The organism is Mycobacterium sp., assembly GCF_032162105.1.
In the GTDB taxonomy this organism is placed as follows: domain Bacteria; phylum Actinomycetota; class Actinomycetes; order Mycobacteriales; family Mycobacteriaceae; genus Mycobacterium.
In genome coordinates, this window is record NZ_JAVRPS010000546.1 from 1 (window position 1) to 9,361 (window position 9,361).

Consider the following 9,361-nt stretch of genomic DNA (forward strand, 5'->3'; position numbering starts at 1 on the left):
CGAGGTCGTGCCACCCGACCCCGGGGCACTGCCGTGGGCCGAGGCGGGGCGGCTGCTGGCGCGGCTGCACGGAGAGCCGACGGGTGTTTTCGCGCTGCCGCACGGCGGTCCGGCGCGACTGGCCCGAGCGCTGGCCCGGCTCGGTCAGGGTCCTCACGCCGACGTGATCCGCCGGGCAGCCGCGGGTCTGACCACCGCACCAGCGGCCGGGCGCCCAGTCACGTTGGTGCACGGCGACTTTCACCTCGGTCAGCTGGGCCGCCACTCCGGCGCCTTGGTATTGATCGACGTCGACGACCTCGGCGTCGGCGACCCCGCGGCCGACCTCGCCCGGCCGGCCGGGTTCTGGGCGGCCGGGATGCTCCCCGATACCGACTGGCACGAGCTTCTGGATGGCTACCGCGAAGCGGGCGGTCCGGCCCTACCGTCCGGCGATCCGTGGCCCGTGCTGGAGTCGTTGGCCCGCGCCGCCGTCATCGCCGCGGCTGCCAATCACGCCGACGACGACTTGCTGGTCGCCGCCTGCGAGCGGATGCGTTAGCTCGAGAAGAACAGCCGCCCGAAGCCCTGCTTGCGGTAGTGCTTGCCGCCGCGGTGGCCCCACTCCGGCCCGTAGCCGTAGCCCTGCTGGGGTGGCGGCGGTGCGGCCGCCGGGGCGAATCGGGTTTCCATCTGAGTCATCGCTTCGAGCTCGCCGAAGTCGAGGAAGATCCCACGGCACGTATCGCACTGTTCCAAGAGGATGCCGGCTCGCTCGTAGGTCTTCATGACCCCGGCGCACTTGGGACACAGCAGCGTGTTCCCGACACCCGGCGTCGACGACGGAGGCTTGGGCGGCTCATATGGCGGAATGCTCATATGCGCACAACGCATCGAGATCCTGGGAAGTGCCTGGGAGCTATAACGGTGGCTCAGACCCAGTACGGAACCCGCGCCCGGTACTGCCGCATGGCGAAGGCCGTCACGGTCCAGCCGACGATGGTCAACACGATCACCACGACCCAGTGCCGGAGCTCCTGATCGGCGCCCAACAGCGGGGCCCGCACGATGTCGACGTAGTGCAGCAGCGGGTTGAACTCGATGATCTTGGCCCACCCGCCTGCCCCCTGGTCACGCAGCGTCTGGTCGTTCCAGATGATCGGCGTCATGTAGAACAGCAGCTGCACCAGGCTGAACAACAGCGGGCTGATGTCGCGGTACCGGGTGGACAGGATGCCGAAGCACAGCGCGACCCAGATGCAGTTCAGCACGATCAACCCCAGCGCCGGAATGAACGCCAGATCGGTCCAGTGCCAGTGCTGGGGAAAGATGATCGCGATGATCACGAAGATGACGATGTTGTGTGCGAACAGGATCACCTGACGCCAGACCAGCCGGTACACGTGCACCGACAGCGGCGTGGGCAGCTGCTTGATCAGGCCCTCGTTGGCGACGAACACGTCGGCGCCCTCGAGGATCGAGGCGTTGATCAGGTTCCAGATGATCAGCCCGAGCGTGACGTAGGGCAGGTGTTCGGCCAGCGGGAGATGAAAGAGCGTGGAGTACAGCCCTCCCAGCGCCACCGCCATGGTGCCGGTGGCGATGGTGATCCAGATCGGCCCGAGCACCGAGCGGCGGTACCGCTGCTTGATGTCCTGCCAGCCCAGGTGCAGCCAGAGTTCGCGCTTGCCGAACCCGGCCACCAGATCACCCCACGCCCGGCCGAACGTCCTCGACTGCGCCGCCGCATCGGTGAAGGTCACTGTCGTGCTCCCTGGTCGGGTCGGCCGAACTTCTCGCCACGGCCCAAGCGCCGCAACCGAAACCAGTCCCGCAGGCCTGCGGGGTCGCGCCGGCTGACCAGGAAGAACCAGCCGAACCGCAACCACTCCTGCGGGATCAGCCGCCGCATGCCTGGCTGGGACTGCAGGTAGCCCCGGTTGCGGTAAGTGAAGTAGCGCTTGGTGGCGTCCTCGGGGTACTGGGTGTGCATCCGGCCGCCGAGGATCGGCTTGAACTCGTCGGAACCCTGCGGGTGCAGGTAGACCGCGTCCAGGCAGGTGCCGAACGGCAGGCCCGAGCGCACCAGCCTGCGGTGCAACTCTACCTCGTCGCCGCGAACGAACAACCGGATGTCGGGCACCCCAACGACTTCCAACGTCGACGCGCGGAACAGCGCCCCGTTGAACAGTGACGCGATGCCGGGCAACAGGTCCTGTCCGGACCCGTCGGTGCGCAGTCCGTCGACCCGGCGCCGCCACACCAGACCGCGGCGCAGTGGGAACGCCAACCGCTGCGGGTCGTCCAGGTCGCACACCATCGGCGACACCTCGGCCAGCGAATGCCGTGCGGCGCACTCGAGTAACGTCCCGAGCACCGACGCGTCGGCGGGTCTGCCGTCGTCGTCGGCCAGCCACACCCAGTCAGCGCCCATGGCCAGGGCCTGCAACATGCCGAGCGCGAATCCGCCTGCGCCGCCGAGATTTCGGAGCGATCCGACATAGGTGGTCGGAACGGATTGTCCGGCGACCAGGTCGCGAACCCGCGGATCTTGCCCATGTGAGAAGTCGTTGTCGACGACGATGAGGTGGTCGGGCGGGCGGGTCTGGGCCGTGACCGCATCCAGCGACTTGGCGAGTTCGTCGGGGCGCCTGTGGGTGACCACGACGGCGCACACGATTTCAGTCATCTGCGCTCTCGCGGGCGTCCCTGGCGTTCTCCTCGAGCACCTCGCGGACGTGCCTGGCGGCGTCGTCGCCCTCGTAGGCGCGCACCACGTCTTCGATGCCGCCGGCCATCTTGATGGTGCCGTGGTCGATCCACATGGCCGTCTTGCACAACTGGGCGAGGAATTCGTTCGAGTGGCTGGCGAAGACCAAGATGCCCGACCGTGCCACCAGGTCCTGCAGGCGCGTGCGGGCCTTCTTCATGAACTCGGCATCTACGGCGCCGATGCCCTCGTCGAGCAGCAGGATCTCAGGGTCGATGCTCGTGACGACACCCATCGCCAGGCGTACCCGCATGCCGGTCGAGTAGGTGCGCAGCGGCATCGACAGGTAGTCGCCGAGCTCGGTGAAGTCGGCGATCTCGTCGACCTTGGCCGCCATCTGCTTGCGTGTCTGCCCCAGGAACATCCCGCGGATGATGATGTTCTCGAAACCCGAGATCTCGGGGTCCATGCCGACGCCGAGATCGAACACCGGTGCCACCCGGCCGGTGACGGTCGCTGAACCGCGCGTCGGCTCGTAGATGCCCGAAAGCAGCCGCAGCAGCGTCGACTTGCCTGCCCCGTTGTGCCCGACCAATCCCACCCGGTCGCCGGTGTTCAGCGACAAGGTGATGTCGCGGAGCGCCTCGATCACCACGACGTTGGACGTGTTGCGCCCGATGGTTCCGCCGGCCTTGCCGAGAAAGGCCTTCTTCAGCGACCGCGACTTGGCGTCGAAGATTGGGAACTCGACCCAGGCGTTGCGGGTCGAGACGTGGGGTTCTCGAGACGTGGTCACTGCTAGAGGTACTGGCCGGTTCCGCTCGGGTGGCCAGGGCCGCCGTGCGGACCCGGCATGCCTGTGCCAGGGGGCAACGCGCCCTGGCGCATCTGCTCCAGCTGGGCCCTCGCCGTGATCTGCTGGGCGAACAGCGCAGTCTGAATGCCGTGGAAGAGGCCCTCGAGCCAGCCGACGAGCTGCGCCTGCGCGATTCGAAGCTCGGCATCCGACGGCACTTTGTCCTCGGTAAAGGGCAGGGTCAGTCGGTCGAGCTCTTCACGCAACTCAGGCGCGAGCCCCTCCTCCAGCTCGCGGACGCTCTTGGCGTGGATGTCGCGCAGCCGGTTCCGGCTGGCATCGTCCAGCGGTGCCGCGCGGACCTCCTCCAGCAGCTGTTTGATCATGGTGCCGATCCGCATCACCTTCGCCGGTTGCTCGACGAGGTCGGTCAGCGAATTGCCGTTGGACTCGTCGTCCGTGCCGGGCACGTCGCCAGCGATGATCTCGATGTCATTGTCGTCGGGGTTGCTCACGGTTTCCCTGTTCCTCCGCGCCACTCGTAGATGCGGGTCTCGCCGTTGTCGTAGATCTTGGCCCAAGACTTCGACTTGTCCAGTGACAGTAGTCCGTCGGGCATCACGAACTTGAGCACCACCGGGGTGCTGGTCACCACGTAGCGGATGTTGAGCGCTTTGACCGCCTCCGCGACGCGCGGATCGGTGTCTGCGTCGTCGGCGTAGGCCCAGAAGATGAACCGGTTGTAGCCCGGGCCCTGTTGCACGGGAAAGTCGTAGTGCGTCCACAGCGGGTGCAGTCCGGCGACGGCGTACACCCAGGCCGTTCCGTCGGTGTTGGCGTTGCCGATCAACGTGTCCTTCGCATCTGGCAGCGTGGCCAGATACGCGAACGCGTCGAGATCTTTCTGGTCGATCATGATCGAGTCGTACTTCTCGCCGAACAGATACCGGTGCCGCGGGAAGTAGTGCCAGGCGCTTCCGATCGACACGGCGATGAGGATGGCCGCCGTCACGGCGTGCCAGACCCTCGGCGACGCCGGCCACCGGTCCCGGCACCGTGCGACGACCCAGGCGGTGAGCGTGAAGAGGGCGATGCCGGCCATCGGGGCCAGCAACATCGTCACCACAGCCGAGAGCCGCCGGGGGTCGCTGTAGAACAGGTCGCTGAACTTGCCGGTGACCGCCCCGATCGGTCCCCCGAACGGCGCGGCCGAGTGGACGATCGCCACGATCAGCACCAGCCACACCACGGCAGGCCACCAGATTCGTCGCACCAGCAGGATCAGTCCGCCGGCCGCCGCGAGCCCGATGATGATGTTCTGGATCGGGTAGTCGTTGAGGTGGCGGGTGTGCTGGGTGATCGCTTCGAAGAGCACCCTCTTCCTGGTCTGGTGGGTGGCGAACTCGTGGCCGACGATGATCTCGGCCTGTTGTAGGACCCCGACGAACTGTGGCAGCAACAACAGCACCGTGGGCGCCGCGACGAGCACCAGGCTGATGAAGTCTGCGAGTCGGCCGCGTACCGGGTGCCACAGACCGTCGAACAGCCACCAGGCCACGACGAACGTCACCGCCACGACGCCGCCGGTGATGTGCACGGAGAAGACGCCGAAGAGCGCCAGCACCGCCAGCGGTATGCGGTCGCGGTGCCGCAGCGACGAGACGATCAGCGCAAAGGTCGGTGCGGCGAGGCCGTAGGCCACCAGGTTGGGCATCGAGGCGGTGTCGAATTCCACGTAGGGCACCGCGGTGAACGACGCCGACAGGGCCGCCGCGGCCGCTGCGGATCCCGCCGCCCGCCACTCGTCGGCCCGGCCGCGGAGCAGCTGCCAGGTGAGAACGGCGGCGCTGACGGGGAACAACCAGATCGATGCGGTCAGTGAGCTAATCGTGTACGCCGAGGTCGGCGCCGCGCCGCTCAGCTGGCTGAAGATCGCTCCGAGCGCATGGAAGGTGGACGGGTAGTAGAGCGGGTCGTGGGTCTCCACGTTGCGCAACTCGCCCATGTGGGTCGGTGACGCCTGGCCCGTCTCCAGGATGAAGCGGATGGTATTCGCATGCCAGACCGAGTCCCAGTTGCTCGGAATCGATTGCCAGTGCGGCATCCCGCGAATTGCTGCAAACCCGATCAGCACCGCGCCGAGCACCACCCCGACGGCGACGACGAGGGCCGGGCCCACCGACATCGACCGCGTCTCCGCGTCGCGGTCCCGCCACCGGCTGAGCGCAACGTGCAAACCTGCTACGACGCCCACCACGAGCAACAGGGCCAGCAGCGCGGTCCAGGCGTTCCACGGGACACCAATGGCGTTCAGCGGCAGTATCGCCAGCGCAACCACGCCGTATGTCAATGCGGGCCCCACTGCGACGGCCACCGGCCAGGTTAGCTGCGCCGTCCTCCCGACGATTGCCCCCGGGACCACTAGCAACAACAGGGCCACTAGCACCCCGGACGTCAAGCTCACTGGACTAGTATGGCTGCCCAGGTGACCCGTTCCGATCGCGGCACGGGCGTCGAAAGGCGCCGTCGGGCACCCATCGACATCGCTACGGGTCGCACAATCGCGGACGCTCGAAGGTGGTTGGCATGGCATACGACGTCGCCCGGGTGCGGGGTCTGCACCCGTCGCTGGGCGACGGGTGGGTGCACTTCGACGCCCAGCAGGGCATGTTGCTGCCCGATTCCGTGGCCACCACCGTCTCCACTGCGTTCCGTGGGTCGATGACGGCTTCCATCGGTCCGCACCCATCCGCCAGGCGCAGTGCCGCGGTGCTGTTCGCCGCCCGGTCGGCCATCGCCGATCTGGTGGGCGCTGACCCGAGCGGCGTCGTGCTTGGCGCCGACCGGGCAATCCTGCTGACCTCGCTGGCCGACGCGTCGTCGTCACGGGTCGGCCTCGGCTACGAGGTGGTCGTCACGCGCCTGGACGACGAGGCCAACATCGCGCCGTGGCTCCGTGCGGCCAATCGCTATGGCGCCAAGGTCAAGTGGGCCGAGGTCGACATCGAGACCGGTGAGCTGCCGCCCTGGCAGTGGGAGAGCCTGATCACCAAGCCCACCCGCCTGGTCGCGATCACCTCGGCCTCGTCGGCCCTTGGCACCATCACCGACCTGCGACCGGTGACCAAGCTGGTGCACGAGAACGGCGGACTGGTCGTGGTCGACCATTCGGCGGCCGCGCCCTATCGGCTCATCGACATCGACGAGATCGAAGCGGACGTGGTGGCGCTCAATGCCGTCGCCTGGGGTGGGCCGCCGATCGGTGCACTGGTGTTCCGAGACCCGTCGGCTATCGACTCGTTCGGCTCGGTGTCGCTGGACCCGTTCGCCGCCGGGGTGGCGCGCCTCGAGGTCGGCACACATCAGTACGGCATGCTCGCCGGCGTGGTGGCCAGCGTCGAGTACCTGGCGTCGCTCGACGAGTCGGCCTCCGGTACGCGTCGCGAAAGGCTTTCCGTCTCAATGCAATCGGCGGCGTCCTACATGGGTCGTCTGTTCGACTACCTGCTTGCGTCGCTGCGTTCGCTGCCGTTGGTCATGGTGATCGGCCAGCCCGAGGACCGGATACCGGTGCTGAGCCTCGCGGTGCACGGCGTGCCCGCCGAACGAGTGATCCAGCGGCTGGCCGACAACGGTGTGCTCGCGGTCTCCAACACCACCTCGCGCGTGCTCGACGTGATCGGCGTCAACGACATCGGCGGAGCCGTCACCCTGAGCCTGGCTCACTATTCGACGATGGCCGAAGTCGATCAGCTGGTCCGCGCGCTGGCGTCGTTGGGCTAATCGCCAACGCGCAGAAGCACTTTCCCGTGTACCTCGCCGGAGATCAGGAGTCGGTGTGCCTCGGCTGCCTGCTCGATGGGCAGTTCGGCACCGACGATCGGGCGCACCCGGCCGTCGGCGATCATCGGCCAGACGTTGGCGACCGTTTCGCTGACGATGGCGGCCTTGCCGGACGGTCCGTCGACCGGCCGGGACCGCAGCGCGGTGGAGATCACCCCCGCGCGCTTGGACATCAACTTGGCGAGGTTCAGCTCCGCCTTGACGCCGCCCTGGAAGCCGATGATGACGAGCCGGCCGTCGGGTGCCAGCGCGTCGACGTTGCGGTCGAGGTAGGACGCACCCATGAGGTCGAGGATCACGTCGGCGCCCAACCCGTCGGTCTCCGCCCTGACCCGTTCGACGAAGTCCTCGTCGTGGTAATTGATCAGGACGTCGGCACCGAGTTCGCGGCAGATCGCCAGCTTCTCGGCCGAGCCCGCCGTCACCGCCACGCGGCAGCCGAGGGCGTGGGCGACCTGGATGGCGTGGGTGCCGATGCCGCTGCCTCCGCCGTGAAGCAGCGCCAGCTGGCCCGGCGACAGGTGCGCCGTCATCATCAGGTTCGACCAGACCGTGCACGCGACCTCCGGCAGCGCGGCGGCGTCGTGCAGCGCGACGCCCTCAGGGACGGGCATCACCTGCCCCGCAGGAACGGCCACTTTCTCGGCGTAACCACCGCCTGACAGCAAAGCGCAGACCGGCTGTCCGACGGACCAAGAGGTGACCCCGTCACCCAGCTCGGCGATATGCCCGGCCACCTCGAGACCCAGAATCGGGCTGGCGCCCGGCGGCGGCGGATAGTTCCCGGCGGCCTGGAGCACGTCGGCTCGATTGACGCCAGTGCTAATTATGTCTATTACTACCTCACCCGTTTGAGCTGCAACGGCGGGCACCTCTTCCCACACGAGCCCAGATTTGCCTTCGACGACTATGGCCCGCATTTCCATAACGCTACTACCCGCGGAAAAGTCTCCTACCATTGCGCCATGGAGGGCATCATCGCGGGACGCACGGCAAGTGCGATGCCCGGTCTAGACATAGCTGAACAACGCTCGTGGCAAAATTTCCTCGACTCCGCGCTGCGGTTGTACGCCACCCTGAACAAGTCGTTGGTGGAGGAACACCACCTGACGCTCAACGACGTGCGCCTGCTGGACGTGCTCGACAGATCCGCCACCGGGTCGGCCCGGATGGGCGACCTGGCCGACGACCTCATGTCGTTGCCGAGCCGAGTGACGCGCCAGATTCACCGGTTGGAGGCGCAGAACCTGGTACGCCGGTGTTCGAGCCCCGACGACGGCCGCGGCGTACTGGCCATCGTCACCGACGACGGCAGGACGCGGCTGCACGGGGCGATGGCAACGTACGGCAGGGGAGTGCGCGCGCACTTCCTCGGCAGGTTGTCGCGCGCTCAGGTCGCGGCGATGGGGGAGAACTGCCGCCGGATCGGGGTGGCACTGAAGTCCGAGCCGACGCCCGCGAGGATCGGACGGGTCTAAACGCCTTACGCTTGTCGGCGGTGGCGTGGCAGAGCGGCCTAATGCACTCGCCTTGAAAGCGAGAGACGGGTAAAACCGTCCGGGGGTTCAAATCCCTCCGCCACCGCTCTGAGATGTGACAACACATCGGAATGGCATTTCTCGGTTACGGCGTAATGACGATGAAACAGGCCGTGAACCTCGGTGACCCCGATTCAGGATCAACTGGCCTAGTGCCTTCCGAAGCCCAGGTGTCCGCCGCGTTCGACTACGCCGGGCTGACGATTCCGCCCGACCGTCTGGCAGCGAACTACGAGACCTACGCCTCGACGCTCGCACTGATTCGGAAGGCCTCGACGCCGGGTCTGGGCGAGACCGCCCCGGCCGTCGGTTTCAACGCGTCCTGGGACTGAAACGCGTCCTGGGACTGAACAGAAGGCATGTCGCTAATGGAACTGTACGAACTTTCCTTGCTCGAGGTCGCCGAGAAGATCCGTACCAGAGAGGTTTCGCCGGTCGAGGTCACCCAGTCGTCGCTGGCGCGTCTGGAGGAGGTCGAACCCATGCTGACCGCGT

The 9,361-nt window shown here is 67.1% G+C and carries 11 protein-coding genes and 1 tRNA gene; 5 read left to right on the top strand and 7 right to left on the bottom strand.

All coding sequences use genetic code 11. The features are described from left to right. The coding region (locus QOC69_RS27925) for a phosphotransferase family protein (protein WP_526445771.1) at positions 1 to 541 on the top strand (541 nt) is incomplete at its 5' end. Here the strand turns inward: QOC69_RS27925 and QOC69_RS27930 are convergent. Genes QOC69_RS27930 through QOC69_RS27955 form a run of 6 tightly spaced genes read right to left on the bottom strand, consistent with a single transcriptional unit; the run spans position 538 to position 5,949 of the window. After that, positions 538 to 858, bottom strand: a complete 321-nt coding sequence (locus QOC69_RS27930) for a TFIIB-type zinc ribbon-containing protein (protein ID WP_526445772.1) — start codon at positions 856 to 858, stop codon at positions 538 to 540. The genes QOC69_RS27925 and QOC69_RS27930 overlap by 4 nt on opposite strands. A gap of 53 nt (positions 859 to 911) precedes the next feature. Then, the gene (gene wzm, locus QOC69_RS27935; RefSeq protein ID WP_526445773.1) at positions 912 to 1,742 is read right to left on the bottom strand and encodes a galactan export ABC transporter permease subunit Wzm/RfbD; all 831 of its coding nucleotides are present in this window, start codon (positions 1,740 to 1,742) and stop codon (positions 912 to 914) included. Then, positions 1,739 to 2,668: a galactofuranosyltransferase GlfT1 gene (gene glfT1 / locus QOC69_RS27940; RefSeq protein WP_526445774.1), complete on the bottom strand. Its 930-nt coding sequence runs from the start codon at positions 2,666 to 2,668 to the stop codon at positions 1,739 to 1,741. The genes wzm and glfT1 overlap by 4 nt, the downstream gene beginning before the upstream one ends. Continuing rightward, positions 2,661 to 3,485, bottom strand: coding sequence for a galactan export ABC transporter ATP-binding subunit Wzt/RfbE (gene wzt, locus QOC69_RS27945; protein WP_526445775.1), 825 nt, complete (start codon positions 3,483 to 3,485; stop codon positions 2,661 to 2,663). Before wzt ends, glfT1 begins: the two co-directional genes overlap by 8 nt. 2 nt (positions 3,486 to 3,487) lie before the next feature. Further along, positions 3,488 to 4,024 (bottom strand): proteasome activator, encoded by a 537-nt coding sequence (locus QOC69_RS27950; protein WP_526445776.1) that lies wholly within the window; start codon positions 4,022 to 4,024, stop codon positions 3,488 to 3,490. Next, positions 3,997 to 5,949: a DUF6541 family protein gene (locus tag QOC69_RS27955; protein ID WP_526445777.1), complete on the bottom strand. Its 1,953-nt coding sequence runs from the start codon at positions 5,947 to 5,949 to the stop codon at positions 3,997 to 3,999. Before QOC69_RS27955 ends, QOC69_RS27950 begins: the two co-directional genes overlap by 28 nt. 122 nt (positions 5,950 to 6,071) lie before the next feature. Here QOC69_RS27955 and QOC69_RS27960 point away from each other — a divergent pair, with 122 nt between their 5' ends. Beyond that, complete coding sequence (locus QOC69_RS27960) at positions 6,072 to 7,268, top strand: cysteine desulfurase-like protein (RefSeq protein ID WP_526445778.1); 1,197 nt, start codon at positions 6,072 to 6,074, stop codon at positions 7,266 to 7,268. On the opposite strand, the gene QOC69_RS27965 is transcribed toward QOC69_RS27960, so the two are convergent. Further along, positions 7,265 to 8,248: an NAD(P)H-quinone oxidoreductase gene (locus QOC69_RS27965; protein ID WP_526445779.1), complete on the bottom strand. Its 984-nt coding sequence runs from the start codon at positions 8,246 to 8,248 to the stop codon at positions 7,265 to 7,267. The genes QOC69_RS27960 and QOC69_RS27965 overlap by 4 nt on opposite strands. 45 nt (positions 8,249 to 8,293) lie before the next feature. Between QOC69_RS27965 and QOC69_RS27970 the strand changes: the two genes are divergently transcribed. From QOC69_RS27970 to QOC69_RS27980, 3 genes are all read left to right on the top strand, one after another. Further along, positions 8,294 to 8,806, top strand: a complete 513-nt coding sequence (locus QOC69_RS27970; protein ID WP_526445780.1) for a MarR family winged helix-turn-helix transcriptional regulator — start codon at positions 8,294 to 8,296, stop codon at positions 8,804 to 8,806. Between the two features lie 19 nt (positions 8,807 to 8,825). Continuing rightward, a tRNA-Ser gene (locus QOC69_RS27975) sits at positions 8,826 to 8,912 on the top strand. Between the two features lie 106 nt (positions 8,913 to 9,018). Further along, a complete protein-coding gene (locus QOC69_RS27980) occupies positions 9,019 to 9,198 on the top strand; it encodes a hypothetical protein (RefSeq protein WP_526445781.1) in 180 nt (59 codons plus the stop codon). The last annotated feature ends 163 nt before the right edge of the window (positions 9,199 to 9,361 follow it).

What these genes read in the sequence shown, in the direction of transcription:
- QOC69_RS27930 (WP_526445772.1), bottom strand. Translation starts at nt 858, where the DNA reads ATGAGCATTCCGCCATATGAGCCGCCCAAGCCTCCGTCGTCGACGCCG.
- glfT1 (WP_526445774.1), bottom strand. Translation starts at nt 2,668, where the DNA reads ATGACTGAAATCGTGTGCGCCGTCGTGGTCACCCACAGGCGCCCCGAC.
- QOC69_RS27960 (WP_526445778.1), top strand. Translation starts at nt 6,072, where the DNA reads ATGGCATACGACGTCGCCCGGGTGCGGGGTCTGCACCCGTCGCTGGGC.
- QOC69_RS27965 (WP_526445779.1), bottom strand. Translation starts at nt 8,248, where the DNA reads ATGCGGGCCATAGTCGTCGAAGGCAAATCTGGGCTCGTGTGGGAAGAG.
- QOC69_RS27970 (WP_526445780.1), top strand. Translation starts at nt 8,294, where the DNA reads ATGGAGGGCATCATCGCGGGACGCACGGCAAGTGCGATGCCCGGTCTA.